Here is a 26,275-nt window from a genome sequence, read left to right on the forward strand (position 1 = left end):
GGGTCCCGAAGGGTTGACCGGTAGGGAGGTCAGGCGACTTGCACCCCGTCTGGGATCGTGGCCGGGGATTCCTCGGGGAAGGAGATGACCAGGTGTCGGCCGAGCGAGGCGGCGACTCGGGCGAGGGTGTCGAGCCGGTTGTTGGCTCCTCCTCCTTCTTCGAGCCGGGAGATCACCGACTGGGTGGTGCCCATGCGTTCTGCGAGCGCCCGCTGGCTCAGCCCGGCCTGGGTGCGCAGGTCGTAGATGAGCTGGCCGAGGGCGAGGTCCTGCTCGACTGTTGCCCGCGCCTCGGGGGTGGGCGCCGGCCGGCGCTTCTTGACGTCTTCCCAGCGGGAGTAGTTGGCCATGTCGTTTCCTTTCACGGGTATCTCCGGGCACACTCGTCGGCGGTCATGCGTGCTCGGGTGATTTCTGTCCGCTCGTTGTTGCGCTGCCTGCGGAAGGTTGTCAGCAGCACGGTCCGCCCGTCGCTGGTGAACCGGTAGGTGATGCGCCTGGCGGTCTGTCCGAGCGTGAAGCGAAGCTCGAACAGACCGCCACCGAGGCTGCGGGAGAGCGGCATACGGGCGGCGGGGCCGAGCGTCGCGAGCCTGTCGATCACCACGACAACTCGGTCCCGCTGGCTGTCTTGGAGACCGAGGAGCCAGGCGACCACCTCGTCGTGGACCTCCACCTCGACTGCATCCACACGAGCAGGATATCGCATAGGTGCGATCATCGCAGGAGTGCGATCAGCTTCGGTTGTGGTTTCGGTGTCCGGCCCGCCGGTTCCCTAACCGTCACCGCAGCGGCCTCCTTGTAGAGGCCCCGGCATGGCCGGGCGTGATGGAGGAGGTCCGACGATGACGAAACCGAGATGGTCGAGGACCGAAGCGGCCGAGCACCGGGCGAAGCTGGTCGCCGACGCCCAGGATGTGTTGGCGGCGGAGGTGAACGCGCTATGCCGCGGCGAGGATCCGTATGTGGCTTCGTGGGCGTCGCAGGGCGAGGATGTGGCCCGCGAGATAGCCGCCACCCAGCGCCGTGTTCGCGAGGCGACCACGGCCATCTTGGCGGTGTCGCCTGCGGCTCACGACACCGACGGGCTGGTACCCGGTGTCGAAGCGGCCGTCGAGGCCCGCCGCCAGGCCCGCCATGCCGTCGAAGAGGAGCCTGCGGTCAGCGCCGCCGCTGTCGGGCTGGGCGTGGCGTGATGGGTCGGGGCCCGGTGGTGGTGGTGGTGGCGGTGGCGGTGGGAGACCGGCTGACCGTCGCGCCCGGCGGCGCGGCCGGGCCGCACCAGCCGGGAAGCCCTTATGTTATGACGGTGTGGCTTGGGGTGATCGGCCCTACAGCGACGCTTGCCTGGTCGATGCTTGCCCGCTGCGCGACGGGGGGAGGAGGGGAGATCGACGCGTACGACTTTGCCCGCACGCTTGGGGTGGGGCACACGGGTTGCCGCAGCTCGGTGCTCAACAGGACACTCACCCGGATGGTCGGATTCCGTGCCGCCACATGGGACGGTGAAGGGGGCGTGTTGCGGGTCCGCACCGGGCTCGGTGACGTACCGCCCCGCCTGATCGCCGGGCTGTCGGTCACGGCCCGCATGGCTCATACGAGACTGTCAGAAGCGGCGTCCTCGGGCCGGGCGGACGAGATAGTTGCCGAGCTGTCGACCGGGCACGGGCTGGGAGTGGCCTGATGGCCGAGGGCGGACGGCCCGAGCCGGTCCGGGACTTGTCGCTGATCTGCTTGGCCGCGGCGATGGTGCTGGTCGGGGTGCTGTGGGCGGCCGGCGCCGCCTCGGCCGGTCTGTCGGGGCATCGCGTCCCGCACGGCCACCCGTTCGGCGAGCTGGCCGCGTTCGCTCACTTCGCGGACCCGTCCGCCGGGTGGCGGTCCCCGGTAGGACCCCCCGGCTTGTACTGGCCGGTCACTTTCCTCACCCTGTCCCTCCTTGGGTTGTTGGCCTACGGGGCGTGGAGGTTGTGGCACCCGCGAAAGCCGGACACCGCCGATGACCCCGAGCGGATCGAAGGGCTCGCGAACCGCCGCCAGGTCCGCCACGCGGCGGGCGCGAAAGCGCTGTTGCGGCGGGCTGCCACGCTGCGCCCCTCGGTCGCCCACCCCCAACCGGGCGATGTCGGCCTGCTGTTTGGCTCCAGCCGGGGGGAGGGGTGCTGGGCGAGCGTGGAGGACTCGATCACCCTGCTGGGCCCGCCCCGAGCCGGGAAGGGGTTCAACATCGTGATCCCGGCGATCCTCGACTATCCCGGCGCGGTGATCACCACCTCCACCCGCCCCGACAACCTGGCGCCGACATTCGAGGCCCGCTCAAAGGACAGGCCGGTCGCGGTGTTCGACCCCGAAGGTCTCGCGGCGGGGGTGCCGTCCGCGCTGGCCTGGTCGCCGGTGCGGGGATGCGAACGGCCGCAGACGGCGATGATCCGCGCCGCCGCGCTCACCGCGGCCGCGGGGGAGGGGGTCACGGAGGGGGGCTACTGGAAGGAACAGACCCGCCAGGCGGTGCGCTGCCTGCTTCACGCCGCCGCGATCGGAGGCCGAGGCCCCGACAGCCTGTATGAGTGGTCGCTGTCGGCCCCTGGCGCGAAAGAGGCCGTGCAGATCCTGATGAACCACCCCGCCGCTGCCCCCAAGTGGTCGATCGCTCTGGACGCGATCATCTCCTCCGACCCGAAACGCCGCGACGACATCTGGTCGATGGTCTCGAACGCGTTCAGTGCGCTCGCGGACCCGAAAGTCCTCGCCGCGGTGTCCCCCGGCCCCGACGAACATTTCGACCCGGCCCGGTTCCTCCGCGAAAAGGGCACCCTGTATCTGTTGGGCACGGCCGGGTCGAAAGAGGCTACCGGCACCGCCGGGCTGGTCTCCGCGCTGATCGAGGACGTGGTGAACGTGGCCCGCCGCCTCGCGGCCGGCTCTCCCGGCTCGCGCCTCGACCCGCCGCTCGGGCTGATCCTCGACGAGGCCGCCAACTACCCGCTGCCCAGCCTCGCCGCCCTCATGTCCGAGGGCGGCGGCACCGGGATCACCACCCTCGCCGTGCTGCAAACCTTGGCGCAGGCCCGTCACCGTTGGGGACGAGACGAAGCCCAGGCGATCTGGGACTCCAGCATCGCCAAACTGATCTTGGGTGGCGGATCGGACGCCGACGACCTCGCTGACCTGTCGCGCATGATCGGCGACCGCACGGTCCGCGAACGCTCCGAGTCGTGGGGCAACGACCGTGGAACCAGCTACAGCGAATCGGACCGCCAGCGGGCCATCTTGGACCCGGCGATGATCCGGGAGCTGCGCTTCGGGTACGGGCTGATGCTGCTGCGCTCCGCGAAGCCGATCATGCTCCGCTTGCACCCCTGGACCGGCCGGCCCGACGCCGGCGAGATCGAGACCGGCAAGGCCAGGATCGAAACCGCCATCCGCGAAACCGCCGCCCGGGAATGGGAAAACGGATCGCAGGAGGAGCCGTGACGGTGCTGCTCGGGTACGCGGTGTTCGGGTGTGCAGCGAGCAGCGAGTTTTTCTACTGGGCGTGGACGCCGACTTGGTGGCTGAGAGGGCTGGCCATGACGGCGCCGGCGGTGATGTTGCTTGCGGCCGGGTTGTGGATGGCGGTCACGTCATGTCGCTGACCCGCGCCGAGATTCTTGCCGACCCCGGCCGATACGAGCAGATAGCGCAGCGCATCTTCGAGATAGCCATCGCGCAGGGACGTTGCGCCGAGCTGCTCCTGTCGCTCTTCGCTGGGGCTGGTTGCACAATCGCCGCCGAAGGCGATCTGCGCGTCTGGTGGCCTCGCGCCGGCATGGAGGGCGGCGAGGGTGCGTGAGCCGAGGCCGGGTGTGGCCTGGTCGGGCCGCCGCGTGGCGATTCGGGCGGCCTATGGGTCCTACATGACGTCCCCGGAGTGGTTTCGCCGACGCGAACGGTGGCTGGAGGAATATCGGGTGGAGCACGAAGGAGCCGACCCGGTGTGCGTGGTATGCGGGTGCGGCTGGACGTTACGGTCCGGCGACCTTCACCACCGCAGCTACCGGCGTCTCGGCGGGGAAGACGGGCGGGACCTGATGCCGCTGTGCCGTCCCCATCATCGTGCCTTGCACGCCATGTTGGAAGCCGACCCGGGGTGGCGGCGGCTCGGGCGGCCGCAGGCGAGCGACCTGATCGCGGCGAAGCTACGGGACCGATACCGAAGAGGAGCGCAGCGGTGAGCGACGACGAGTACGAGCCGGACGTGCCCGACGACGACACTCTCGACACCGGCCCCGACGACGAAGACGACGGCACCGACGGGAAGGTTGCGCTGGCCCGACTGTACGCCGCGGACGGCCCGGCCGACATGGACGTGTTCCGCGGGCCGCTGCACTGGCCGAGCGAACCCGCCGCCGACGTCGCCGAGGACATGGCCGAGCTGCGAAAGTGGGTCGAGGAGCTCGTCGAACGCTTCGTGCACCTCGATCACACAGTGATCCCGCTGTGCTGGTGGCGCCACAACAGCCATGTCGAGGCGCTCCAGGCGTTGAAGGACCACGAACGGGTTTCCTACGCGGATTCCGCGAACGCCACCGCCGCGGTCGAATGGCATCGGGCGTTCATGGTGATCGAGTCCCGGCTCAGAGAGTGGACGGCATGGAGCGGCTGCGCCGCCGGGCACAAGGGCCCGATCCGCCAGCGCCGAGACACCAACGAGGCGGAATGGGAAGAGCACGTGGCCGAGTTGAGTGCCCGCCGGGAAGCTCAGGCACTCATGGAAGCAGCTCAGTAGCCGCTCCGCGCGGTTCCGTAACTGTCACCTCCCCCCCTTCCCTGTAGAGGCCCTGCGAGGCGTGGGGCGAGGGAAGGACGGTGCAGCGGTGGCTGTGAAGACGGCATGGCCCGTGGGGCACTCCTGCGGCCACGACGAAGACCACGACCTGTCGGAGAAGCGCCCCTCCGAGCGGGCCGGTTACGCCCGCTGGCTGGCCGGACGGGAATGTTCGGACTGCTGGAGGGCCAAGCGGGACCGACAGAACGCAAAGGACCGCGAGAAGTGGCAGGCGGAACGGCGTGCGGAGGAAACCGCCGCCGCCCAGGCGTGGGAGAGGTCGGCGGAGATGCCCGCTCTCGAGGGGGGCAGCGACAAAGCCGTCGAGTGGGGCCGGCGCGTCCGCTACCAGTTGGTGCTCGCCGCGCACGACCACGCGTTCGGCATCGGGGTGTCCGACGACGACTTCGCCGAGCAGGTCGAGACCCCGGCCCGGAAGATCACCGCAGCGTCGTGGTGGATCGACCAGCGCGACGCCGCTGGCGAGGACGTCGCCGAACTCGTGCAAGACGGGGCCACCGACCTGGCGGAGACCGGAAACGAGAACCCGTACTGATGGGCGCCTGGACAGACGAAGACCGGGCGGCCGCCCGGCCGGAGGGTTGGGACCTGTTCGATCTTGACGGGCCCGACGGACCGAGAGTGTGCCGGCTCGATGACCCCGAGGCGTGGCGTGCGACCGGTGTCACCGTCGAACAGGCCTGGGACGACGACACGGCCGTGTGGGAGCACATTCAGGCTGACAGGAGCCCGCTGCACGAGAAGGCCGTCGAGATCATCAGAACTGACAACCCCGATGAGTACCGGGCCATGCGGCGGTGGGTCTCCCGCGGCGAGCGCCCCCAACCAGCCGTCACCTCCCCCTCTGCGCCTCTTGTCCATCGCACAACCGTCGGATGGACGGCCAACGTAGGTCGCCCCGCCCGTCCGGCCGGCGGGGTAACGCTGGATGTTGGGCATCCTCCGGAGGGGACCTGGCTGGCCGGACACGCCGACACTGCTGCCGCAGTGGCATCGAAGCTCGAAGCGGTCTACGGGCCGGAAAAGGCTGCCACGCTCTTGGAGCGTGCCGGCGGCGACCGCTTCTACGCCGTGTGGCTGGAGATCGCCGATCACTGGTTGGAGAACGTTCCACCAGAGAACCGCCCGGCGAGGTTCCCCTGGCATGCAGCGTACGAGCAGGGCTGGAGGCCCCACGAGGCGGTCTCGACTGCCCGCGAACTCGGGCACTCGCCCGAAGCTCTCGAAGACTTCGGGCTGATCGACAACGCCGCCGAATGGCGCCCGGAGATCGGATAGCGGGGAGGAGCCGGCCCGTGCCCATCGACTTCCTCGCCGTCCGCTCACGCCACCGCCTCGCAGATGTGGCCCGACGTACCGGCTACCGAGTCGATGCCGCCGCCGGCGACGTGATGGTGTGTTGCCCCATGCCCGATCACGACGACCGCACGCCGTCGATGATCCTGCATCTCGACACCGACCGCTACCACTGCTTCGGCTGCGGCGCCCGAGGCGATGTCATCCAGTGGGTCCGCGACATCTACCGGGTCGGCGTCGCCGACGCGGTCCGGATGCTCGAACAGGCCGGTCCACTACCCGGCCTACCGGGCAAGGAGGTGGGGACAGGGCGCGGGCCGGTGTTGCGGGTCGGGTCGGGAGCGGACACCCCAGACCTCGCCCGAACTCCGGCCGAGCGGGTTCGAGCGGCGCTGAACACAGCGTGGCGGTACTACAGCTACGGGGCGTTGCACGACGCGGGAGTCGCCTACCTGACCGGGCGGGGTATCGACCTGGCCGCCCTGGAGCAGGAGATCGGCCACGCGGCGATCGGCCGGACCCCGTTCAGGTCAGCCGACCAACTCGTCACGCATCTGCGGGACAAGAGGGGTTTCAGCGACGACGAGCTGGTAGACGCCGGTCTCGCCCGCCGCACCCCCAGCCCCATTCCCGGCGAGCCATGGAAAGTCATCGACTTCTACCGCCGCCGTTTCGTCGTCCCTGTACGCGACGAGCAGGGACGCGTGATCGGCCTGATCGGCCGCTACGACGGCGACGCGAGAGCTGATGGGGTACCCAAGTACCTGAACCCGCCCCGGACCGTCGTCTACGACAAGGCGGAGGCCCTCTACCGGCCCTCCACCCCCCGCCTCGACGACGACGGCCAGGTAGTGGTCGTCGAGGGGACCATCGACGCACTCGCCGTGGCGGCAGCCGCCGCGAAGGCGGGGTTCTCGTCCAACTTCGCCCCGGTCAGCGAGTCCGGCACCGCCCTGTCGGACACGCAGGTGGATCGGGTGCTGGCGTTACACGATCGCGCCCCTGTGCTGGCCTGCGACGGCGACTCGGCCGGCGGCGGGGCGAACACGAAATGGGCGACGGCCCTGGCTTGCCAGGGCCGGGAGTCCGCCATCGTGGCATGGCCCGATGGGGAGGACCCCGCATCCTGGCTGGCCGAGCACGGCACCGCCGGGCTCGCCGCACTGGCGCGGAAAGGCTGCCTCGAAGCCCCGCCCGGGCAGCTCCGCCCCCGCCACTCGGGCGCGGCAGTCGCCTCCGCTCTGCTCGCCGGCAAAGAGGGGGAGAGCCTGGAGGAGCGCTGGCGGGCGGCGTTCGCACCGGCGGAGCGGATGGCACACAAGGCGGGGGAGCGGTACACGACCGCAGCGCTTGAGGCGCTCGCCCCAGTCGTGGTGAGCGCGGCTGCCGAGGGTTCCGCTGACGACCTGGGCCGGGTGAAGGACGTGATCCTTACCGTCGCCTCCTATGGCCGGCGGCTGCCGTCTGCCGCTCAGGTCCGCTACGCCGAACTGACTGCCCTGGAGATCGAACGGGCCGACCTTGGCCCGGCCGGGTGGGCGCAGCGGCAGGTCGAATCCGCGATGACCAGCGCCCAGCCCGCCAGGACGACTGGCGCTGTCGTCGGGTTGCAGACGGGGCTGGCGAGGTGAGCGTCCCGCTTGCAGGTCAGGCGGCGCAGGCGATCCGATCGTCGATCGAGTGGACGACCGATATCGATCCGCTCCGCCGCCGGGCCGTCGTCGACGCGGTCGCCGCGCTGCGAGCCGCCCATGCCATGCTATATAACAGGCCGAGCGACGAGTCCTCGGTCGGCCGGCCAAAGACGAGCGATGCCCAAGACTAGCCAGACACCCGCCCCCCGCCCTTGCCTGAGGGTGCGCGCCGCGATCTGCACCCGTGTGTCCACGGCCGAGCAGGTGAACGGGACGTCGCTCGATACCCAGATGGACGAGTGCCACTCGTACGCTCGCAGTAGGGGACTAAAGGTGGTCGGCGAGTACGTGGATGGCGGCGTGTCGGGCAAGTACGCCAACCGCCCCAGTCTGGATCGGCTCATGGCGGACTGCCGGGGCGGGCTGATCGACGTTGTGATCGTCTCCAAGCACGACCGTTTCGGCCGCTCGTTCCGCCACACCGTCGTCCTGATCGGCGAACTCGAGGAGATGGGCATCGAGTTCGTGAGCATCGCGGAACGGATTGACGACACACCGGCCGGCCGGTTCCAGCGCAACGTGCTCCTGTCGGTGTCGGAGTTCGAGCGGGAGCGAATTCTAGAGCGGACGGTCGCTGGGATCGAGCGAACAGCGCTGGAGGGGCGGTGGCCGAACGGCGGGATACCGTTCGGCTGGCGGATCTTCCGAGACGAGCGGTCGCGGTCCAAGGTGGAGATCGACCCCGTGGAGGCGGCCGTCTGGGAACGCATCGCGGAAGCGCTGATCGACCGGGGCCTGTCCACGCTCGCGTTGGCTCGCGAGCTAAACGCTGCCGGAGTCCGCACCCGGAAGGGACGCACATGGAGCGCGTCCTCGGTGAACAAGCTCGTGAGAGACGCGCACGCGCTCGACGGGAATTGGGTGTATCGGCGTGAGGGTCGGCGCTGGGCCAAGCCGGGCGACGGCCCGCCGATCCCTATTTCTCTCCCGCCGATCCTGACCGGGGAAAGGTTCGCAGCTCTTCAGGCGGCTATCGGCCGGCCCAACCGGACCCGTAAACCAGTTAAGACCCTCTCGTTGCTGTCCGGCCGTCTCGTGTCGTCTTGCGGGTCGCAAATGTGGGTCATGACCAAGCACTCGGGTGTCCGCTTCTACCGATGCCGGGCCAAGTTCGCCGCGGACGGCGGCGGCGGGGCCAGGGTTGCGAACTGCGGATGCCGCAACATCGACGCCAACGCTATTGAAGAGCACGTCTGGACGGCCGTCGCAGAAGCCCTGTCAGACCCCAGCGCGCTGGTCGGCCTCGCCGCCGACCAGGCGGCTACAGCCGCCGCTTCGGCAGGAATCTCAACCGACGACGTGGCCGCCCTCGACCGGCGGATCGCCAGGTTGGAGAAGGCGGCGTCCACGGCGCTCGCGGACGCCCTCGCCCAAGGGATTGACATGGCTGTCGCAGCGGGTGCCGTGAAGGCCATCCAAACGGGACTTACTGAGGCACGCGACCGACGCCAGCAGGTCGCCGCCTGGGCAGCCACGGCCGCCGAGCTGTCCGGCCGAGCCAAAACAATCAACGAAATCGCTACCGAAACGAACGCCGCCCTTGCTCTCCGCCCCTTCGACGACGCGCACCGCCGAGTCCTCGACGCCCTCGACGTGACGGTCTGCGCGACCGACTGGACCGTCTGCGAAGCATGCGGCGGGTCTGGTCGAGCCACAGGCGCCGGCCGCGGGCGCATCTGCGACCCCTGCGCCGGTCATGGCCACTTCCCGGTACTCGCCATACAGGGGCATCTGCCGCGGCTGGCAGGCGGCGAGGCGCTCTGGCCTGTCACGTTCGCTGGCCGCTCGTCCGCATGACGGCGGAGGGCGCCCCCACGCTATTCAGGTCACTCGCTGGTGAACCGAACACTTTTCGTGCATACCCGATGGGTACCGGGATCCCCGCCAGTCGGCGTCTGGCCCTGACCGAGTTTTCCGACGAAGCTGAACTGATCCGGGAGGTTCTGACTCGTCTCGCCCCGTCCTTCCATGTAGATCGGGAAGTTTGGGATACGCACTGCGGCGGGAAGCGCCTTCGGATCGACGCCATCCTTCGTCCGCGAGATACGGAGGGATGGAAGGACGCCGACGTCCGACAGCACCGTCGCCCGACCCGTAACCTCCGCAGCACACAGGCCAGACGTCCCCATCCGCCCGGCCTCGAACGCTGACCCCACGTTGGCACTGCCCCCTCCTACCGAGCGCAGTGCCACCCGGTCACGCGCTCTCTCGAAGCTGCACTCCCTCGGGGGTGATGGCGAGGGTGAAGCCCACGCCCAAAGCGGCGGACAGTCGGCTCAGGGTGGTCAGCGACGGCTCGTGCTCGCCGGACTCGAGGCGCGCCACATGCGGTTGGCGCATCCCGACCAGCCGGCCGAAGGCCGTCTGGGTGAGGCCATGCTCAGTCCGGTAGCGGATCACCCGGATGGCCACCTCGTTGGCGAGGCGGGTGCGATCGTATTCGGCCCGGTAGGCCGGGTCAGCCAGGTCACGCCTATGCAGCTCGGTGGCGGTGGTCAGCTCGGAAACGTTCACCATGAAATGGCTATCCCTTCAGCTCGCTCAGTCGTTGCTCGGCGGCGCTGCATGCCCGTCGAAGGCCTGGTGGGTCCTGCAGGGCTTCGGGGGTGATCGCTGCGATGACGAAGCGCTCGCCGACTTGGCGATACAGGGCTCGCCACGGGCTTCGCCCGGCGCGTGGGCGCAGTTCCCGCAAGCTTGCGACTTCCTGTACGGCACTCGTATGAGGATGACGCAGCGCCGGCCCGAGCGCCTCGGGCTTGACCACGGCGTTATGCAGCGCGGCGCGCTCAACGGCCGACAGGGCAGCTCGTTCTCTCTCGGCGCCGGGAAGGTAGACCACCAGCCACATCCGCGAAACATACCATCGATGGTATCAGAGGCCGCCCGCGGGCCGCCGCCGGTCAGCACTGGGGAGGTCCCGTTGTGGACCGGCGCGCCGCATCTCGGCGGGTTGAAGCGTCACGTAGGCCAGGACGGTCAATCAGGATCCCGGGGACCAGGCGGTTGTCAACGGAGGCGACGAACGCTTCGAGAGCGGCAGAGATGTAGGTCGACCGAGTCATGTTTCGCTCATCGACCAGGTTGTCGAGCAAGGCCGTTTGGCTCGGACTGAGATGTAGTTGGAGCCGATCGGTGTGGATACGGCGACGCCGCTCAACCCGGGTATCGGCGGGCAGGACCTGATTAGCGGAAGACCGAGCAGCGTCCATGGCATCCAGCGGTCAGGGTGGTACCTCCTCTCGGGTGCGAATCGCCCGCTTTCTCGTCACACCCCAGGCGCGACAGGTGCCGGTGCCTGCGGTGTCGGAGATCGGCACCCCGATGGAGTTCACCATCCGGCAGCGAGACCGCCGTCGACGACGATCGTTTGACCAGTCAGGTAGGAGCTTGCCGGTCCTGCGAGCAGAAGTAGCGCGCCGTCAAGATCACTTTCGACGCCCCACCGGTGCATGGCGACCCGGCGCAATACGCGCTTGTCGAATTGCGGGTTAGCGCGAAGTACGGCGACCATTTCGGTGTCGATCCAGCCTGGACACAAGGCGTTGACGGTGACGCCTTCGCTGGCCCATTCGACTGCGAGGGTTCGACTGAGTCCGTTGACGCCGGCTTTGGACGCTGTGTAGGGGGCGGCCCACGCCTCCCCGAGCAGCCCGAGCACGCTGCTGACGTTGATGATCCGGCCGTGCCGGCGGCTGAGCATGCCTGCGGCCACGGCCTGTGTCAACGCGAAGACGGAGCGTAGGTTGAGCGTGAGAATATCGTCCCAATCGCTCATGAGAAGTTGGTGGGAGGGGGCGGGTCGTGACAGGCCGGCGTTGTTGACGAGAATGTCGGCGCCGCCCCAGGCGTCGGCTACCGTAGCGGCAACCTCGACCGGACCCTCGTTGCGGTTGAGGTCTGCGGGCACGACGAGCGGCTCGTTGGCGAGCGTCGCCGCGATTTCGCGCAGTTGGCTTTCGCTGCGCGCGACCAAGGCCACCCGCGCCCCGGCGGCGTCGAGGGTTTGAGCGGCACGGGCGCCGATCCCCCGGCTGGCGCCGGTGACGATCGCTCGTTGGCCAGTGAGCCCGAACAACTCGTCTAGGAGCGCCGCTGTCACTGGGCCGGTGTGAACAACCGGAGCAAACTGCCGGACATGGTCTCGTACATTCTCTCGTAGTCCTTCGCTCGTTTGGCTCGGAACCAGACGGGAACATAGTTCATGGCACCGTGCAGACAGTGCAGCGCGGTGGCCTCGTCATCGACGGCGAACTGGCCGGTGGCGAGGCCTCGTTCGATGACGGATCTGAAGATCTGGTCATGCTCTTGCCGCAGTTGCTTAACGTGTCCGCGATGCGGTTCGGGCCAGTCCAGCGGGTACAGGAACAAGCGTGCCGCCTGACGGCGCTCACGCACCACCACCTTCAGCTGGGTGCGAATCAGGAACCTAAGCTGATCGGCCGCTGGAGCCTCGGGATCGAGGTTGACCTGAGCCATCTGCTCGTTCACTTGGATCCCGACCCAGGCGAGGCTGGCTGTGACGAGATCGTCTTTGCTGGAGAAGTAGTGATATAGGGTTGCTTTGGTGAGGTCCAGCCGCTCGGCGATGGACTCCAGATTGGTCTCGTGATAGCCCCGCTCGGCTAAAGTGTCGGCGGTGGCGGACAGGATGTCTTCGATCTTGTTCATCCGCCGGCGCGCGACCCTGCTCGGCGGGACGCCAGATGTGTCAGCTACTGGCATGTCTCATATCTCTCCAGTCCGAGTGTCATCCGACGCTCTCCGGGTAGCGCGAGCGAGTTCGGCCCGGCTCCGCCATACCCGGGGGGAATGACGGCGCCGTAGAGGCCTAGGCATCCGGTTTCGAGGAGTAACTTGCGGATCAGTTTCATGTCCTGCGGGTGCTGGTCGAGATCGTCGTTCCGGGGGATCACCTTCTCCCGGGTGAACCTGCGGGTCGTCTCGGCGAACAGAGAGTCGCTTTCGTAGTGCTTTCGGGGAACGGTGTCTGTCATGATGTCTCTAGGTCTGCGAACCGAAGCTCAGTCCATCCGGTGTGACCAACGAATTGGGCTTGCACGCGGGCGCCGATGGCCGGCGGCGACGTCAGACGACCTACGAGGCGGCCGCCGCCGTCGAGATCGACCGTGGCCACGGTGTAGGGAATTTCCGCAGCGAAGGCCGGATCGAATGCCCGGTGCACGACGATGTAGGAGAAGACCGTTCCGGTGCCGTCTGCCTGCTCCCATCGGCTGAGCGGCTCGGCGCAGTACGGACATGCGGGCGTGGAAGGAAACCGACGTCTGTGGCAGGCGGTGCATGCCTGCAGAGCGATGCGGTGCTCGTTGAGCTGCTGCCAGTAGTGGGCGCTGTCCTCGTCGGGTGAGGGTTTGGGGCCGGTGACGGGTGCGGTCGTGCTCACGAAAAACTCCTCTTCTTATCTGCCGGTGAAGGCGGGCTTACGTTTGTCGGCGAAGGCGAGCAACCCCTCGTGTGCGTCCTCGCTGGTCAGGCAGTAGCGGGCGGTGACCTCGCGCTCCAACCGCATGCCGCTGCTGATGCCGGTCCCGTCCCGCAAGGCGGTGTTGAGCACCGACTTGGCGTTCGCGACAGCCAGCGGTGACTTCTTCGCGACCTCTGCAGCGAAAGCGATGCCGGCGTCCAGTAGTTCACCGTCTGGCACCACTTGGCTGACGAGCCCCCAGTCTAGTGCCTCGGCCGGGCTGAGCAACCGGCCCGAGAAAATCAGCTCGCGGGCGCGGGCAGGCCCGACGGCACGGGGGAGCAGGGTGAGGACCCCGCCGCCGCCCATCTGCCCGAACGGCAGGTGGGCGTCGCCGATGCGGGCCGACTCCGACGCGATGGCCAGATCGCAGGAGAGCACCAGTTCGATACCGCCGGCGACCGCAATCCCGTTGACCAGCGCCATCACCGGCTTGGGGAGAAGGAAGATCCGACTGAACATGTTCTGAATGTCCTCCAGGAACTGCGGAAAATCCCGCGCGTCGCGCTGTAGGACCTGGTACTTCTTCATGTCTCCCCCGGCGCTGAAGGATCGGCCGCTGCCGGTAACGGCGATGACGCGCACGGCTGGATCGGCAGCGAGCTGGTCGAATATTCTGCCCAGGGCCTTCGCTGTGTCCCAGTCAAGCGGGTTCATCTCTGTAGGCCGGTTCAACGTCACCAGGCCCAGCGTCGCTCCGACGTCGTTCACTGGTATCTGGCGCACCAGCGTGAAATCATTGCCGGTCATAGGGTTCCTCCTTGTGGGTGAGCGGAGCTCGGCCGACCGAGGTGGGGCGGCTGGCAAAGAGGCGCGGCGGCTAGAGCGTCGCGCAACCAGCCAGGTAGCGGGGCGGGGGCGAGCGTGCGCCGCTCCCCGTCGCCACTGAACTCCGCCCACCCGTGCCACTCGACGGAATGGACGACGATCGCCGAGTCTGGCGTCCGTCGAGCGGTCATCGCCAGGCCCAACGACTTCTTGCCTGCCGAGGTCGCACCCAGTTCCAGCTCCAACTCGTCATCCAGCACCGGCGCGCGATAGTTGGCGGCTGACCCGACACAGGGGCACGTCTCGCCCTCACGCAGCATGTCGCCCAACGGCTTGCCCGAGGTCACGCAGCCAGCCGGTTGTCAAAGCTTCCATCCAAGAGTACGGCGCCGCGCAATACAAGATCCCGGCGGCGTCAACGTCGCCCATGACGACATGACGGATCGTCTACGCAACACTGTCATCACTGTCGCAGCGGTCGGCCGAAACATGAGCCTAGCCTACCAGACGTTCGGTAACCGACGTCAAGGCTGGAGTTCAATTGCCTGGTTGACGTTGGGAGTCTCGCGGTGATAACCTGCCCCCACTAGGAGGTGGTGGTATGGCAACCGAGGCTGCAGCCGCGGTCGGGGTCGGATACACGAAACTCACCAAGGCGTCCGGGAGAACCGTCCTGGATCTCGCTACGGAGGCCGCGCGAAGCTCGGCTCAGGATGCCGGCGTCCCGCTGGCGGAGATCGACGGCGTCGTCAGCTTCAGCGTGCTTGACGATTCGGTATCCAGCGAGGCCGTCGCGACCACGCTGGCGCTGCCCGAGTTGCGCTACGTGATGGACTTCCACCAGGGCGGCCAGTCGCCGTGCTTCATGATCCAGCAAGCCGCGATGGCAGTGACCCAGGGCTACGCCAAGAACGTGCTCGTGTTCCGGGCGCTCAATGGCAGGTCCGGGGTGCGGGTGGGTAGCGGGCAGTTCGCCGGTGGGGCGGCTCAGTACCGCTACCCGATCGGCTACAACGCGTATCTGATGTACATCGCCATGTGGGCCCAACGATACCTGTACGAGACCCGAACGGACCCTCGGGCCTTGGGTGAGGTCGCGGTGGCACAGCGCGCATATGCCGAGCGCAACGAACGGGCGATCCAGCGCCGGCCGCTCGACATGGACTCGTATCTAGCCTCGCCGATGGTCGCCGAACCATTTCGGGTGGCGGACTGTACCAGTGAGGTCGACGGAGCGTGCGCTGTTTTGGTGACCACCCTGGAACGTGCTCGGGATCTTCGTCACCCCCCGGCTGTGATCGCCTCAGCCGCCTATCGAGCGGGAGCGCGGCCGGGCCTGGACATCGGCGACCAGCTGCTCTACGACGACTACACCAGGAACTTCACCAGCCTTCTCCGGGAGGAACTGTACCGGCGCGCTGACATAACGGCTGGCGATGTGGATTTCGCGGAGATCTACGACTGTTTCACAGCGGTCGTGTTGATGGGGTTGGAGGGGCTAGGCTTCTGCGGCCGGGGCGAAGCTGGAGAGTTCGTGCGCTCGGGCGCGACTGGTTTGAACGGAGGGCTGCCCGTCAACACCCACGGCGGCCTGCTGGCCGAGGGGTACCTGCACGGGATGAACACCGTCGCTGAGGCCGTGCTGCAGATCCAGGGCCGATGCGGAGACAGGCAAGTGGCGCGCCACGACGTAGGAGTAGTGACCTCAGGCGCCCTCGTCGACGGTTCCGCCCTCGTTCTCACCACTGATCGCTGAAGGCAGGATGCCTGCACGACCCGACAGGGCACCGACTACTGGAACTGGCCACACCCCGCGAGAGAAAAGAACTCACCATGAACTCCATTTTCAACCGGCTCACTGATCTCTTGGGCATCGAGTTCCGATCATCCAGGAGGGCATGGGCCGGTACAAAACTAATAGCGTCGCCGCCGCCGTGTCTAGCGCTGGGGGTTCGGCACGGTGAGTAAGCCCCGGATGAAGAGCGGCATCGTCTGGCTCTGGAGCCAACAGGCCTCGCGGAATCGAATGGGTGCGGGCACTTTCGGGGAGACGCCCGACTTGGACGTTTCCGTGCAGACTCCTGAACAGTTCCGGGGGGGGCTACGGTTTTAGCACCGCCGACTGGTTTAGGATCGGCGTGTGGGATTCTCTGAGGCGAAGGACGCATTGATGACTTTACGGACCGAGTTTCCGCTATATTTTGAGGACTACGACTTGAGGACCACGGTGCAGAGCGCGGCGCGCGTCGTGACCGAGGCGGACCTCGATCAATACGTGAGATTTGCCGGTTTCGACGAGGATGTCTTCGTCTCCGAGGCCGCCGCCAATGCCTCCCTTTATCGGGGCCGGATCATCCCGGGTTCGCTGACGTTCGCCTTGGCGGAGGGTTTGCTGGTCGGCACGGGTGCTATTCGGGGTGTTGGGCTTGCGTTCCTTGGTGTCGACGCGATGCGGATCCCGCGGCCTGTCCGGCCGGGAGACACGATACGTGTGATGGCCGAGTTTAGGAACAAACGCAAGAGCAGAAAGAACCCCGGTGCGGGTATTGTGACTACGCACAATCGAGTCCTCAACCAAGGTGAAGAGACGGTCATGGAGTTTGACGTCGCACGGCTCATCAGTAGCCGGGCTCAGGCGAGCTAACTGATGAGGCTATTTGAGGCCGAGGCGAAGGCTTTGCTGCAGGAGCACGGGGTCGCGGTGCCGTTCGGTGTCTGGGTCACTGAGGAAACTCAGTTGCTTGACGCGCTGGCAACAGTCGGCCGTCCAGCGATGCTCAAGGCACAGGTACTCAGCGGGGGGCGCCACAAGGACGGCCTGATTCGGGCGCTCGCCGAGTCCGACCCGGATGCTACTGCCGTCCAATTCTTCCGCCGTGTCGTCGGTGGGCGCGATCCGTGCGCTGGTGTCCTGGTGGAGCGAAGAGTTGAGCACAGCGGCGAGATGTACCTCCTGCTGGACGTGGATGATCTGAGCGGGGATATCCGATGTTGGACGAGCGCCTCCGGCGGCGTCGACATCGAGCAAAACGCCGGTGATCTGCGTGAAGCGCATTTTCCGGCGGATGAGCCGGCCCCGCGGGAGCGTATCCTCGCCTCACTGGACCCACGCTTGGCCGCACCTGCGGCCGCGGCAGCCGCCGACGCGGCAGCCGCTCTCGTCTCGGCGATGCGCGGCTGCGACGCCGAGATCGTCGAGATCAATCCACTGGGGCTAACTAACGGTACGGCTATGGTGCTCGATGCGAAGGTCACGATCGATGACAACGCGACCTACCGGCAGCAGATACCCGCGCCCTCTCTCTCTCCGCGGGCTGCAAACGTCCGCCGTTCGGCAGACGCTCTGAGCGAACGAGCTCACGTCGCAGGGCTAACTTACCTCCCATTAGATGGAGACATTGCCCTGCTGTCGATGGGAGCCGGCTTCGGGATGGCGGTAATGGACTTGGTGGCTGAACACGGGGGAAGGCTGGCAAACTTCATTGACACCTCTGGTGGCGTGAGCGTGAACGCGGTACGGGAGCTCGCCGACATTGTTCTGTGCCGTGCGCGCGAGGTGGGCGCGCGCTCGATAATCATCAGCTTCGTCATCGCTGCGTCCTCCTTGCGCAACGTGATCGAGGGGATCGTGGCGGCACTGTCCGATCATCCTGAGCGGCCGCCTATCTTCTCGACGTTCAATGCTGGAGCGGCCGCGACCGTGTCGATGTCCTACGACGAGGCGGTCGAGTGGTTGGAGTCGGCAGGCGTCCATGTGAGTCCGGATTTGCCAGACACGGTGTCCGCCGCTGTCGCTTGCGGGTTCCAGAGCGCCCGATGAATCCTGCTCTGCTCGACTCGCTGGATAAAGATGCTCGGGTCGTGATTGCTGGGATCACCGGGCAATATGCCCGTGACCAGACACGCACGATGGTGGAGTTCGGCATGAACGTCGTGGCTGGTGCTGCGCCGGGCCGTGCCGGGCAGGTGGTGTGGGGTGTTCCGGTGTTCGACGCGCTCGCTGAGACCGCCGACCTGTGTCCCACGATCGCTATCGTCTATGTGTCGGCCGCACGGGTCGCCGCAGTGGCCCGGGAGGCGATGGATCTGGGGGTGAAACTCCTCGTGATAGCGGCCGAGGGTGTGCCGCTGCATGACACGATGCGGCTGCGCGCCGAGGCGGTGCGCCGGGGTTGTTGCATCGTCGGGCCCAACACAGTGGGACTGCTGCGCCCAGGCCGGTGTTTGGCCGGCTCCCTGGTTCCCGACTTTGCCCGGCCGGGACCGGTCTGCGTCCTGTCACGCAGCGGAACGTTGAGCATCCAGATCGTGAGCCTGCTGTCGCGTTCCGGCATTGGCCAGAGTTTGTGCGTGGCGGTCGGTGGCGACCGGGTCGTCGGATCGACCCCAGCGGAATGGTTGCAAGTGGCCGAGGCCGACCCGAGCACGCGCGCGGTTGTCTTGATCGGTGAGGTGGGCGGCCAGAAGGAGTACCAGGCAGCCGAGGTGATCGAGACTATGAGCAAGCCCGTGGTCGCCTATATAGCCGGCCGCTCCGCTCCGCAGGACACTCCGATGGGGCACGTTGGAGCCGTGGTACGCGAGTACCGCGACACAGCAGCGGCCAAAATTAGCGCCTTGGAATCCGCGGGCGCTACCGTCTCCCCCACCTTGTGGGACGTGCCTGGGATTGTCGCCGGTCTGCTTGAGGAGGCGCGGTGAGCGCCGTCGTGCAGATCGGCCGGGACGGACCCGTTGTTACCGTAACCCTCGACCGGCCACGTGCCTTGAACGCTGTCACAGCCGAGATGAAGGTGCAGTTGCTCGACGCCCTTGAGGCGATACGGCGTGACACCACCGTCGGCATAGTCGTCCTCACCGGTGCGGGCCGTGGTTTCTGCGCCGGCGCGGACCGGGACGAGCTGTTCCGGCGCAGGACCGGCACAGCCCTTGACGCACTGGCCGGCGTCGAGACGACGCAGCAAATCGTGGAACAATTGGCGCACATGAACGCTGTAACGATCGCCCGGGTGAATGGCGTGGTAGCCGGAGGGGGCTTGGGGCTCGCCCTGGCCTGCGATCTCACCGTTGCGAGCGCCGAGGCTCGGGTCGTGCTCAGCTTCCTTGATAATGGGCTCGTCCCGGATGCATCCCTGGCTGTAACGTTGCGAGCCGCGCTGGGCGCACGGGCAGCGCGGCAGCTGCTTCTCACGTACGACGAGATTTCCGCAGAGCACGCGGGGCGGCTCGGGCTCTTTGGCGACGTCGTGGCGCCTGGTGCTTTCGACGAGCGAATTCAGAGCCTTACGCACAAGCTTGGTACGCGGAGCAGCCTGGCGCTAGCGCTGACCAAGCGTCTCTATGCCGATCGCACCGATCTGCTCATGATCAGCGAAGCGCTGGCTCAAACCGTGGCGATAACTCACAAGAGGAATATTCAATGAAAAGGGGAGGACGCATGAACAAGGGAAGAGGCGCCGCTTGGATCACGGCTGCTCGCCGATCCAAGCGCCTCGCAAGCGCTGGGACGGCACTGGCCGTCACGGCCTTTGGATTGGCGGCGTGCTCGAGCTCGAAGCAGAGTTCGACTCCGAGTGGATCGTCAACTGCTAATGGCACCATCGCTTCGAGCGCTCCCATTAAGGTCGGTATCGCGAGCGTCGAGTCTGGTCCGGCTATTGCGTACAAGCAGATTATCGACGGCGAAACCTCGTACTTCGATATGATCAACGCCACCGGCGGTGTCAACGGGCATAAGATCTCCTACACGACCCTTAACACCGGTTACACGCCAAATGGGGTGTCCACGGTCGTACGTCAGTTGACATCCGAAGGCTATCCACTGGTGAGCGGGGTTGCCTCTCCGGCTATCACGGCTCTCGTCCCCTATATGCGAGCTCATCCCAATGTCGTGTGGGTGCCCTTCACCTCGGGTGACGACCTAATGCCGACATCGGCCAATATTTTTGGTGTCAGCGCTCAATACACCCGATTGGGTGCTGCAGACGCCCGCTTCCTAAGCGAGCTCGGATCCTCGAAGATCGGGGTTCTATATGAGAATGACGCCGTCGGGCAGCCCGGTGAGACAGGTGCCGCGGCTTGGCTTAAGGCACAAGGTAAGCCAACAGTAGTAACGGCCGGGTTTAGTAACACCACCAGCGACCTGTCGGCCGAGGTGGCGCGGCTCAAATCTGCAGGGGCGGACGGAGTCGTGTTTTGGGGGTTGACACCGCAGTTCATTGCATTCCTCCAGGCCGCCAGTGCGGCCAACTATCATCCAAGGGTTCAAGCCTTCTTCGGTTTGGCATCTGCAGCCGTTCTGAAGGCGGCTGGCTCTCTAGCCGACGGCGTATATTTCAGCGAGACTACTACTCCGGCCGCTAATTGCGCTGGCGGATATGAGCAGTATATGTCCACACATAACCCTACTGAGGTCAGTCCGCTTAGCGAGCAAGGCTGGACCGGCGGGGCGCTCATCGTGACCGCCATCAAAAACGCTCTCGAAAAAGGGAAGTCTGCTACCGCAACATCCCTTGAGGCGGGAATGGAGGCGATTAACAATACCACTATCGGGTGCACGCCCGGCGTCACCCTCTCGAAGGCGAATCACATAGCCACAATCAACGAGGGGGATTTGGTCGCCGCGAACGGCTCGTTAGTTCCCGCGAAGCCGTTCGTGACGCTTCCTACATTTGGCGGCTGACAGAGGTGGGGGGGGTGGTTATCAGCGGCTTGGCTACTGGCTTGCTGTATTCCTTACTCGGCGTCGCGTTATCACTGGTTTATCGCACCGGTGGGATCCTCAATCTAGCGATGGGGCCGCTCGCTTTTGTGGCGGCGCTGGTCTCCGTAGTTGAGGTGCCCGGTACGGCCGCCAACTCGTTGTGGGCGCTCGCCGCAGCAGCCGTGCTCGGAGGTGTCTTGTCGGGCCTGACGTACCTGCTCCTAGTCCGGCAAGTCGAGGCGAACGGCGGCGCCTTCCGGGCATCGGTAGCGACCCTCGGCGCCGGGCTGATCGCTTCGGCGGTGATCGCTTGGATCTGGGGTTCACAGGTGCACGCGGCACCCAACCTTGACCTTGGATCAGGCCTCACAATCGGTGGCACTTTCATTTCCCCCACAGACGTCGCTACCGGTGCCGTCGTCGGAATACTGTTCGTCGCGCTCGCGAGTGCATTGAAATTCACCCGTTTGGGCCTACATATCCGCGCCATTGGTCAGGGTCCGCTAACGTCGTCGATGTTGGGCTTGCCGGTAACGCGAATACGAACGCTTATCTGGGGAGTCGCAGGGATGTTGGCGGCATCCGCGGCATTTATTTCGGCTGGTCGATCGGGTCTGGTTGCAGGCAATGAAAACAACCTATTGGTGGCAGCACTGGCCGGTCTGGTCGTTGGGGGGTTCGATAGTTTGCTCGGTGTCGCCCTCGGCGGCATCCTGTTGGGTCTTATCGAGAACATATTGGCGTACTACGTTGCGTCCTGGCTGCAGGCCGTCTCGTTGTTAATCGTAGTGGTGGTAGTGCTCATGAGCCGGCCCAATGGATTGATAGGGCGGCACCCGGGTAACCTTTCTGAAGCCAGCCTGCCGCGTCGATCTCGGTTGGTGCGAATTGAAGATCTGCCGAGGCCCCAGCTGTCGACGTCGATCTTTGGAATGTTCATCGTGGTGGGGTTTGTGCTGTGGGTGGCAAGGGCGGGAAGTTTCAGCACCGTCGCTGGAGTCGAGGCAGCGATTCCCTTCGCGATCATGATTCTGGGCATGTATATAGTTATCGGCTTGAGTGGGCAGCTTGTACTCGGACAGGGTGCCTTTGCTGCGGGCGGGGCATATGCGGCTGGCATACTCGCTGCCCACTCTAGCCTAGGGCTAGAGGTGTCCCTTCCATTGGGCTTCGCGGTCGGTGCTTTCCTCGGTATCATGATCGGTACACCCTGTAGTCGGCTTGGAACGGTGTACTTATCAGTAGTGACCTTGGTGTTCGGGTCTGCCGTCAGCGAACTTGCCCTCCATCTTGGCGTCACCGGGGGAGCCAACGGACTCGCCTTGCCACCCCCGCGCATGTTCGGCTATACGCTAACAAGCCCGACGGGAGTGATCTCTTTAGAGCTGGTGATCTTCTTGGTCCTAGCTGGGCTTGTAGCTCTTCTTCGTCGCAGCTTCTTCGGGCTGGATCTGATCGTTGGCCGTGACGCCAGTCGTGCGGCTCAGACATCAGGTGCTCGAGTGGTGTGGAACCGTATCGCCGCCTTTTCTCTCGCTGCCGGCGTGACGGGCATCGGCGGAGTCCTGTACGCCGAGACCGTCGGCCTGATTAGTCCGGAATTGTTCGACTTCAGTTTCTCTCTCAATATTCTGGCGGCTCAGGTAGTCGGTGGAATGGACAGCATTCTCGGCTCGATAGTTGGGGGCGGATTCCTCGGTGGAGTACCACAGGCCACGTCAGGGCTAAAAGAGCTACCGAACATTATTTTTGGAGGTGCTCTGATATTGGTGCTGATGCTCGCCCCTAGTGGTCTCACGAGCCTAGTGGGCTCGGTCGCTGAACGTGTCCGACAGGTATTGCATACGCAGTACTCGACGCGGGCGGGCGGGCGAGGCGGTCGTATGCGGAAGCCGAGCAACCTTTCCAGGGCGAGCCAAGCCAAATGAGCGAGACTGTGGCCTTGCGCGGAGTATGGGCAACGTATGGGCGAGGCTGGGTGTTGCAGGACGTTACCCTCGATATTGAGAAGGGCCGTGCTGTAGCTGTGCTAGGAGCGAACGGTGCAGGCAAGACTACGTTAACCCGCGTACTAGCCGGGGTGCTGCCACCACGGCGGGGCACCCTGCTTTGCGGGGCGGAGGACATGACCCTGTGGACACCTCGGTCGCGTACTCACAAGGCGCGGATCAGCGTCGTTCCGGAAGGTCGAATGATCTTCCCAGCGCTCACGGTCCAGGAGAATCTCTTGGTGGCTCGGCGTGGCGCTAAGCATCAGGTTGCAGCCCGTATGGGTGAACTGCTCGACGCGTTCCCTCGGTTGGCCGAGCGCCGCGGACAGCTCGCTGGCTCGCTGTCGGGAGGAGAACAACAGATGCTCGCGGTTAGCCGAGCGTTAATGACGCAGCCCGACTATCTCGTGGTCGACGAGCCCTCCTTGGGGCTTGCTCCGGAAGCCGTGGCGCGCCTGTATTCAGTGCTCGCCCGTCTCCGCCACGACTACGGTATCGGCGTCGTGCTGGCGGAGCAGAACGTCAGGCTCGCTCTGCAGGTGGCCGACTTCGCCTATGTCCTGCGAGCGGGTAAAGTCGTAGCCGAAGGTCCGTGTGAACGACTACTGGACAGCGGAATCTTGCATGACGCGTATCTGGGTCTGCCGTGACGCTGCTCGACGCTAAGTCACTCACGGTGAAATTTGGCGGTGTCGCGGCGCTCAATGCGCTGAGCTTCCACGTGGACCCAGGAGAGTTCGTCGGAGTGCTCGGCGCCAACGGCAGCGGTAAATCCACGCTCCTCGACGTGTTAAGCGGCCTGCGCTCCTCCTCGGGATCCGTGACGTTTCGGGGCCGTGAACTGGCTCGGGTTCCGGCGCATGCGCGCCATCGGCTGGGTATCTCCCGGTCTTATCAGAACCTCGAACTCTCTCCGGCTCTGTCGGTGCGCGAGAGTCTGCGGGCCGGTAGCCGCGTGCGCGGGCGTCGATCCGTGGAGGAGATCGCTCGTGTGAGTGAACTGTTCTCGCTCGAAGATGTCGGGGCAGAGCGCGTGGGCGTTCTGCCCTACGGCGTCCGCAAACGGGTGGAGCTTGGTCGAGCCTTCCTGTGCCAGCCGGCCTTGGTGCTTCTCGACGAGCCGATGGCGGGACTCAACGATGCCGAGAAGGATCGAGTCGCCTCCGTTCTCAGAGAGATCGGCGCTGAGCCCGAACCGCCCGCGATCGTGCTGGTCGAGCATGACGTGTCGGTAGTAGCAGCCCTCAGCAGCCGAATCGTGGCGATCGATCTTGGGTCGGTGATCGCCGAAGGCAACCCTCGGGACGTCATCGCCGCACCAGCGGTCCAACGTGCATACCTGGGTGTGTGAGCTATCCGACCGGAGCAACGGGAAAGGTGTCAAGGAGCAGACATGGACTTCGAAGAGAGTGACCACATCAAGGAGATCCGGCGGACCGTGCGGGCCGTCTGTGCTCGCTACGATGACACGTACTGGTACCGGAGCGACTCCGAACACCGGTTCCCGTGGGAGTTCTATCAGGCCATGGCGGAAGGGGGTTGGATCGGCATCGCCATCCCGGAGGCATACGGAGGCGGCGGTGGAGGAGTACTTGAGGCGTCGGTGGTCTTGCAAGAGGTAGCCGAATCCGGCGCAGCTATGAACGGGGCTAGTGCTATCCACTTGTCCATCTTCGGCATGCATCCAGTCGTGCTACACGGTTCCGAGGAACTCAAGCAACGCTACCTCCCCCGCGTGGCGTCGGGGGAACTGCATATCGCCTTTGGCGTAACCGAACCCGACGCAGGTACCGAAACCACCGCTATCCGTACGTCGGCTGTCCGGGACGGTGACACCTATCGCGTCCGCGGCCGCAAAGTATGGACGTCGAAAGCGCTCGAGGCAGACAAGGTCCTGCTCTTGGTACGAACCACGCCGGCCGAACGGTGCACACGACGAACGGAGGGGCTTACGTTGCTGCTCGCTGATCTGAAACATCCGGCAGTCACGATCAGCCCGATTGCCAAGGCCGGTCGTAACGCCGTGGCGTCGTGCGAGACGGTTTACGATGACCTTCCAGTGTCGGTGGGCGATCGGGTCGGCGAGGAAGGACGCGGACTGCAATATCTGTTCGACGGGCTCAACGCGGAACGGGTCCTAATCGCAGTGGAGGCCATCGGAACCGGCCGGGTGGCTCTCCGACGCGCAGCTCGCTATGCCACCACGCGCGTAGTTCACGGATCGCCGATCGGTAGCAACCAGGGCGTCGCGTTCCCGCTCGCGGCCGCCTACTCCCGGTTGGAGGCGGCCGAGATGGTGGCGCGTCGCGCAGCGTGGCTGCTGGACCAGGGCCTACCCGCAGGGGCAGACGCCAACATGGCCAAGTATCTCAGTGCGGAGGCTGGATTCGAGGCGGCAGACGCTGCGATGCAGACACACGGCGGATACGGTTTCGCCGAGGAATACCAGATCGCGCGGTTCTGGCGGGAAGCACGGCTAATGAAGATCGCTCCACTCCCCCAAGAGCTTGCACTCGCTCACATCGCACAACACGTTCTCGGCCTCCCACGAACCTACTGACCGGGGTGCGCCAGTCGAGGACTTTGCGGGGCCTGCCGTTTATCTCCGCAGCCGCAAACTGCTCGACTTTCTCACCTACGCCGCCACGCCCTTCCAGGCCAGGCGGACGATGGAGATTTCCTGTGACGTGAGCGGCGCAGGGTCTACCCGTCGAAATTGCGCGGCGATGATGACGTGATGGAGCTTGGCGAACATGTCGAGGACCGACGGCTTAACCTTCTGCCGGTACCACGGGGCGAGCGCTCGGGCCGCTTCGACGTCGCCGGGGTGATGACCGACCGTCGCGTACCAGCAGATCGCCAGGGTGTTCACGACGAGCCCGAAGGGGACCGTGCGCTGCACTGCTCGCTTGAGGTCCATGTCGTAGGTGCACAGCCAGTGGATGCCGTGGTGGTCCTCGGCGTATTTGAAGGCGTGGCCAGTTCTCGATGCACCAGCGGGCCTTGAGCAGGCGGATGAGGCGGACCGGGTGGGTGAGAGTGTCGGAGGTGAGGATCTGGAAGACGACCTTGGCATTCTCGATCACCGAGATCTGCCGGGCCGGGCCGTAGCCGGCGAGCTCGACGATCTCGTCGGCCAGCAGGTAGGCGAAGCCCAGTTGTTCCCATACCCGACCTTGGCTTTGCCGATCGCCGACCCGTCGTGGAACCAGCTGGCGGCGTGGACCTCGGGCCCTCGGCGGTGGAACAGCGTGTCGTCGATGGCGACGGTGACCGCCGCATCGGCCGCCAGAAGAAGCCGCACGACGAGACGGGTGAGGACCGCATACACGTGCTCGATCGACCAGCGGGCGTGGGAGAACCGGTGCGCCCGGTGGTGGCTCCACGTCTGTGACAGTCCGGACCATACGAGCATCCGGCACACCGCCGTCTTCGACTGCGGACTCGAACTGCCCATCTCTCGGGTCGTATCCTAGAGTGTGATAACTCTAGGATACGGGAGGTGGAACA

The 26,275-nt window shown here is 65.8% G+C and carries 32 protein-coding genes; 21 read left to right on the plus strand and 11 right to left on the minus strand.

Annotation, left to right across the window (positions count from 1 at the left end; translation table 11 throughout):
- Positions 1 to 29: 29 nt before the first annotated feature.
- Both K6U06_RS05760 and K6U06_RS05765 read right to left on the minus strand, forming a co-directional pair.
- Positions 30 to 350 (minus strand): helix-turn-helix domain-containing protein, encoded by a 321-nt coding sequence (locus K6U06_RS05760; protein ID WP_262320957.1) that lies wholly within the window; start codon positions 348 to 350, stop codon positions 30 to 32.
- An 11-nt stretch (positions 351 to 361) separates the two neighbouring features.
- Entirely contained in the window at positions 362 to 691 is a 330-nt protein-coding gene (locus K6U06_RS05765; RefSeq protein ID WP_262320958.1) for a type II toxin-antitoxin system RelE/ParE family toxin, read from the minus strand.
- A 154-nt stretch (positions 692 to 845) separates the two neighbouring features.
- On the opposite strand from K6U06_RS05765, the gene K6U06_RS05770 reads away from it, so the two are divergent.
- The 11 genes from K6U06_RS05770 to K6U06_RS05820 all read left to right on the plus strand — a co-directional run bounded on the left by K6U06_RS05770 (position 846) and on the right by K6U06_RS05820 (position 9,615).
- Positions 846 to 1,196 (plus strand): hypothetical protein, encoded by a 351-nt coding sequence (locus tag K6U06_RS05770; protein WP_262320959.1) that lies wholly within the window; start codon positions 846 to 848, stop codon positions 1,194 to 1,196.
- Positions 1,196 to 1,684, plus strand: a complete 489-nt coding sequence (locus K6U06_RS05775; RefSeq protein WP_262320960.1) for a hypothetical protein — start codon at positions 1,196 to 1,198, stop codon at positions 1,682 to 1,684. Before K6U06_RS05770 ends, K6U06_RS05775 begins: the two co-directional genes overlap by 1 nt.
- Positions 1,684 to 3,474, plus strand: a complete 1,791-nt coding sequence (locus K6U06_RS05780; RefSeq protein ID WP_262320961.1) for a type IV secretory system conjugative DNA transfer family protein — start codon at positions 1,684 to 1,686, stop codon at positions 3,472 to 3,474. Before K6U06_RS05775 ends, K6U06_RS05780 begins: the two co-directional genes overlap by 1 nt.
- Positions 3,475 to 3,625: 151 nt before the next feature.
- Entirely contained in the window at positions 3,626 to 3,832 is a 207-nt protein-coding gene (locus tag K6U06_RS05785) for a hypothetical protein (protein ID WP_262320962.1), read from the plus strand.
- A gap of 118 nt (positions 3,833 to 3,950) precedes the next feature.
- Positions 3,951 to 4,214: an HNH endonuclease signature motif containing protein gene (locus K6U06_RS05790; protein ID WP_262320963.1), complete on the plus strand. Its 264-nt coding sequence runs from the start codon at positions 3,951 to 3,953 to the stop codon at positions 4,212 to 4,214.
- A complete protein-coding gene (locus K6U06_RS05795; protein WP_262320964.1) occupies positions 4,211 to 4,768 on the plus strand; it encodes a hypothetical protein in 558 nt (185 codons plus the stop codon). Before K6U06_RS05790 ends, K6U06_RS05795 begins: the two co-directional genes overlap by 4 nt.
- Before the next feature lie 88 nt (positions 4,769 to 4,856).
- The gene (locus tag K6U06_RS05800; RefSeq protein WP_262320965.1) at positions 4,857 to 5,363 is read left to right on the plus strand and encodes a hypothetical protein; all 507 of its coding nucleotides are present in this window, start codon (positions 4,857 to 4,859) and stop codon (positions 5,361 to 5,363) included.
- A gap of 86 nt (positions 5,364 to 5,449) precedes the next feature.
- Complete coding sequence (locus tag K6U06_RS05805; protein ID WP_262320966.1) at positions 5,450 to 6,106, plus strand: hypothetical protein; 657 nt, start codon at positions 5,450 to 5,452, stop codon at positions 6,104 to 6,106.
- Positions 6,107 to 6,123: 17 nt separating this feature from the next.
- Entirely contained in the window at positions 6,124 to 7,755 is a 1,632-nt protein-coding gene (locus K6U06_RS05810; RefSeq protein WP_262320967.1) for a CHC2 zinc finger domain-containing protein, read from the plus strand.
- Positions 7,752 to 7,949: a hypothetical protein gene (locus K6U06_RS05815; RefSeq protein ID WP_262320968.1), complete on the plus strand. Its 198-nt coding sequence runs from the start codon at positions 7,752 to 7,754 to the stop codon at positions 7,947 to 7,949. Before K6U06_RS05810 ends, K6U06_RS05815 begins: the two co-directional genes overlap by 4 nt.
- A complete protein-coding gene (locus K6U06_RS05820; RefSeq protein ID WP_262320969.1) occupies positions 7,936 to 9,615 on the plus strand; it encodes a recombinase family protein in 1,680 nt (559 codons plus the stop codon). Before K6U06_RS05815 ends, K6U06_RS05820 begins: the two co-directional genes overlap by 14 nt.
- 399 nt (positions 9,616 to 10,014) lie before the next feature.
- On the opposite strand, the gene K6U06_RS05825 is transcribed toward K6U06_RS05820, so the two are convergent.
- The 7 genes from K6U06_RS05825 to K6U06_RS05855 form a co-directional block, all read right to left on the minus strand.
- Positions 10,015 to 10,335: a helix-turn-helix transcriptional regulator gene (locus K6U06_RS05825; protein ID WP_262320970.1), complete on the minus strand. Its 321-nt coding sequence runs from the start codon at positions 10,333 to 10,335 to the stop codon at positions 10,015 to 10,017.
- Positions 10,336 to 10,342: 7 nt separating this feature from the next.
- On the minus strand, positions 10,343 to 10,669 hold the full coding sequence (locus tag K6U06_RS05830; RefSeq protein WP_262320971.1) for a type II toxin-antitoxin system RelE/ParE family toxin: 327 nt from the start codon (positions 10,667 to 10,669) through the stop codon (positions 10,343 to 10,345).
- Positions 10,670 to 11,149: 480 nt separating this feature from the next.
- Entirely contained in the window at positions 11,150 to 11,920 is a 771-nt protein-coding gene (locus tag K6U06_RS05835) for an SDR family NAD(P)-dependent oxidoreductase (protein ID WP_262320972.1), read from the minus strand.
- Positions 11,917 to 12,489: a TetR/AcrR family transcriptional regulator gene (locus tag K6U06_RS05840; RefSeq protein WP_262320973.1), complete on the minus strand. Its 573-nt coding sequence runs from the start codon at positions 12,487 to 12,489 to the stop codon at positions 11,917 to 11,919. The genes K6U06_RS05835 and K6U06_RS05840 overlap by 4 nt, the downstream gene beginning before the upstream one ends.
- Positions 12,490 to 12,533: 44 nt before the next feature.
- Positions 12,534 to 12,815: an acyl-CoA dehydrogenase family protein gene (locus K6U06_RS05845; protein WP_262320974.1), complete on the minus strand. Its 282-nt coding sequence runs from the start codon at positions 12,813 to 12,815 to the stop codon at positions 12,534 to 12,536.
- A complete protein-coding gene (locus K6U06_RS05850; protein WP_262320975.1) occupies positions 12,812 to 13,222 on the minus strand; it encodes a Zn-ribbon domain-containing OB-fold protein in 411 nt (136 codons plus the stop codon). Before K6U06_RS05850 ends, K6U06_RS05845 begins: the two co-directional genes overlap by 4 nt.
- Positions 13,223 to 13,237: 15 nt before the next feature.
- Positions 13,238 to 14,053 (minus strand): enoyl-CoA hydratase/isomerase family protein, encoded by an 816-nt coding sequence (locus tag K6U06_RS05855; protein WP_262320976.1) that lies wholly within the window; start codon positions 14,051 to 14,053, stop codon positions 13,238 to 13,240.
- 619 nt (positions 14,054 to 14,672) lie between these two features.
- Here K6U06_RS05855 and K6U06_RS05860 point away from each other — a divergent pair.
- The 10 genes from K6U06_RS05860 to K6U06_RS05905 all read left to right on the plus strand — a co-directional run bounded on the left by K6U06_RS05860 (position 14,673) and on the right by K6U06_RS05905 (position 25,325).
- On the plus strand, positions 14,673 to 15,827 hold the full coding sequence (locus K6U06_RS05860) for a thiolase C-terminal domain-containing protein (protein ID WP_262320977.1): 1,155 nt from the start codon (positions 14,673 to 14,675) through the stop codon (positions 15,825 to 15,827).
- Positions 15,828 to 16,211: 384 nt separating this feature from the next.
- Positions 16,212 to 16,715, plus strand: coding sequence for a MaoC family dehydratase (locus K6U06_RS05865; RefSeq protein ID WP_262320978.1), 504 nt, complete (start codon positions 16,212 to 16,214; stop codon positions 16,713 to 16,715).
- Between the two features lie 3 nt (positions 16,716 to 16,718).
- Positions 16,719 to 17,891: an ATP-grasp domain-containing protein gene (locus K6U06_RS05870; RefSeq protein WP_262320979.1), complete on the plus strand. Its 1,173-nt coding sequence runs from the start codon at positions 16,719 to 16,721 to the stop codon at positions 17,889 to 17,891.
- On the plus strand, positions 17,888 to 18,772 hold the full coding sequence (locus K6U06_RS05875) for a succinate--CoA ligase subunit alpha (RefSeq protein ID WP_262320980.1): 885 nt from the start codon (positions 17,888 to 17,890) through the stop codon (positions 18,770 to 18,772). The genes K6U06_RS05870 and K6U06_RS05875 overlap by 4 nt, the downstream gene beginning before the upstream one ends.
- The gene (locus tag K6U06_RS05880) at positions 18,769 to 19,494 is read left to right on the plus strand and encodes an enoyl-CoA hydratase/isomerase family protein (protein WP_262320981.1); all 726 of its coding nucleotides are present in this window, start codon (positions 18,769 to 18,771) and stop codon (positions 19,492 to 19,494) included. The genes K6U06_RS05875 and K6U06_RS05880 overlap by 4 nt, the downstream gene beginning before the upstream one ends.
- 14 nt (positions 19,495 to 19,508) lie before the next feature.
- Positions 19,509 to 20,753 (plus strand): ABC transporter substrate-binding protein, encoded by a 1,245-nt coding sequence (locus K6U06_RS05885; protein ID WP_262320982.1) that lies wholly within the window; start codon positions 19,509 to 19,511, stop codon positions 20,751 to 20,753.
- A gap of 14 nt (positions 20,754 to 20,767) precedes the next feature.
- Positions 20,768 to 22,702 (plus strand): ABC transporter permease, encoded by a 1,935-nt coding sequence (locus K6U06_RS05890; RefSeq protein ID WP_262320983.1) that lies wholly within the window; start codon positions 20,768 to 20,770, stop codon positions 22,700 to 22,702.
- Positions 22,699 to 23,415 carry an ABC transporter ATP-binding protein gene (locus K6U06_RS05895; RefSeq protein WP_262320984.1) on the plus strand — a complete coding sequence of 239 codons (717 nt, stop codon included), beginning with the start codon at positions 22,699 to 22,701 and terminating at the stop codon, positions 23,413 to 23,415. Before K6U06_RS05890 ends, K6U06_RS05895 begins: the two co-directional genes overlap by 4 nt.
- Entirely contained in the window at positions 23,412 to 24,116 is a 705-nt protein-coding gene (locus K6U06_RS05900) for an ABC transporter ATP-binding protein (protein WP_262320985.1), read from the plus strand. Before K6U06_RS05895 ends, K6U06_RS05900 begins: the two co-directional genes overlap by 4 nt.
- A gap of 42 nt (positions 24,117 to 24,158) precedes the next feature.
- The gene (locus K6U06_RS05905) at positions 24,159 to 25,325 is read left to right on the plus strand and encodes an acyl-CoA dehydrogenase family protein (protein WP_262320986.1); all 1,167 of its coding nucleotides are present in this window, start codon (positions 24,159 to 24,161) and stop codon (positions 25,323 to 25,325) included.
- Positions 25,326 to 25,400: 75 nt separating this feature from the next.
- On the opposite strand, the gene K6U06_RS05910 is transcribed toward K6U06_RS05905, so the two are convergent.
- The gene (locus K6U06_RS05910) at positions 25,401 to 25,685 is read right to left on the minus strand and encodes a hypothetical protein (protein ID WP_262320987.1); all 285 of its coding nucleotides are present in this window, start codon (positions 25,683 to 25,685) and stop codon (positions 25,401 to 25,403) included.
- Positions 25,686 to 25,847: 162 nt separating this feature from the next.
- The gene (locus K6U06_RS05915) at positions 25,848 to 26,222 is read right to left on the minus strand and encodes a transposase (RefSeq protein ID WP_262320988.1); all 375 of its coding nucleotides are present in this window, start codon (positions 26,220 to 26,222) and stop codon (positions 25,848 to 25,850) included.
- Between the last annotated feature and the right edge of the window lie 53 nt (positions 26,223 to 26,275).

This window comes from Acidiferrimicrobium sp. IK (assembly GCF_025499425.1).
GTDB lineage: Bacteria > Actinomycetota > Acidimicrobiia > Acidimicrobiales > Palsa-688 > Acidiferrimicrobium.

Excerpts from the sequence above, each read along its gene's own strand:
- K6U06_RS05760 (WP_262320957.1), bottom strand. The coding sequence starts at position 350 with ATGGCCAACTACTCCCGCTGGGAAGACGTCAAGAAGCGCCGGCCGGCG.
- K6U06_RS05770 (WP_262320959.1), top strand. The coding sequence starts at position 846 with ATGACGAAACCGAGATGGTCGAGGACCGAAGCGGCCGAGCACCGGGCG.
- K6U06_RS05775 (WP_262320960.1), top strand. The coding sequence starts at position 1,196 with ATGGGTCGGGGCCCGGTGGTGGTGGTGGTGGCGGTGGCGGTGGGAGAC.
- K6U06_RS05780 (WP_262320961.1), top strand. The coding sequence starts at position 1,684 with ATGGCCGAGGGCGGACGGCCCGAGCCGGTCCGGGACTTGTCGCTGATC.
- K6U06_RS05785 (WP_262320962.1), top strand. The coding sequence starts at position 3,626 with ATGTCGCTGACCCGCGCCGAGATTCTTGCCGACCCCGGCCGATACGAG.
- K6U06_RS05820 (WP_262320969.1), top strand. The coding sequence starts at position 7,936 with ATGCCCAAGACTAGCCAGACACCCGCCCCCCGCCCTTGCCTGAGGGTG.
- K6U06_RS05825 (WP_262320970.1), bottom strand. The coding sequence starts at position 10,335 with ATGGTGAACGTTTCCGAGCTGACCACCGCCACCGAGCTGCATAGGCGT.
- K6U06_RS05830 (WP_262320971.1), bottom strand. The coding sequence starts at position 10,669 with ATGTGGCTGGTGGTCTACCTTCCCGGCGCCGAGAGAGAACGAGCTGCC.
- K6U06_RS05840 (WP_262320973.1), bottom strand. The coding sequence starts at position 12,489 with ATGAACAAGATCGAAGACATCCTGTCCGCCACCGCCGACACTTTAGCC.
- K6U06_RS05845 (WP_262320974.1), bottom strand. The coding sequence starts at position 12,815 with ATGACAGACACCGTTCCCCGAAAGCACTACGAAAGCGACTCTCTGTTC.
- K6U06_RS05855 (WP_262320976.1), bottom strand. The coding sequence starts at position 14,053 with ATGACCGGCAATGATTTCACGCTGGTGCGCCAGATACCAGTGAACGAC.
- K6U06_RS05860 (WP_262320977.1), top strand. The coding sequence starts at position 14,673 with ATGGCAACCGAGGCTGCAGCCGCGGTCGGGGTCGGATACACGAAACTC.
- K6U06_RS05870 (WP_262320979.1), top strand. The coding sequence starts at position 16,719 with ATGAGGCTATTTGAGGCCGAGGCGAAGGCTTTGCTGCAGGAGCACGGG.
- K6U06_RS05875 (WP_262320980.1), top strand. The coding sequence starts at position 17,888 with ATGAATCCTGCTCTGCTCGACTCGCTGGATAAAGATGCTCGGGTCGTG.
- K6U06_RS05885 (WP_262320982.1), top strand. The coding sequence starts at position 19,509 with ATGAACAAGGGAAGAGGCGCCGCTTGGATCACGGCTGCTCGCCGATCC.
- K6U06_RS05895 (WP_262320984.1), top strand. The coding sequence starts at position 22,699 with ATGAGCGAGACTGTGGCCTTGCGCGGAGTATGGGCAACGTATGGGCGA.
- K6U06_RS05905 (WP_262320986.1), top strand. The coding sequence starts at position 24,159 with ATGGACTTCGAAGAGAGTGACCACATCAAGGAGATCCGGCGGACCGTG.
- K6U06_RS05910 (WP_262320987.1), bottom strand. The coding sequence starts at position 25,685 with ATGGACCTCAAGCGAGCAGTGCAGCGCACGGTCCCCTTCGGGCTCGTC.
- K6U06_RS05915 (WP_262320988.1), bottom strand. The coding sequence starts at position 26,222 with ATGGGCAGTTCGAGTCCGCAGTCGAAGACGGCGGTGTGCCGGATGCTC.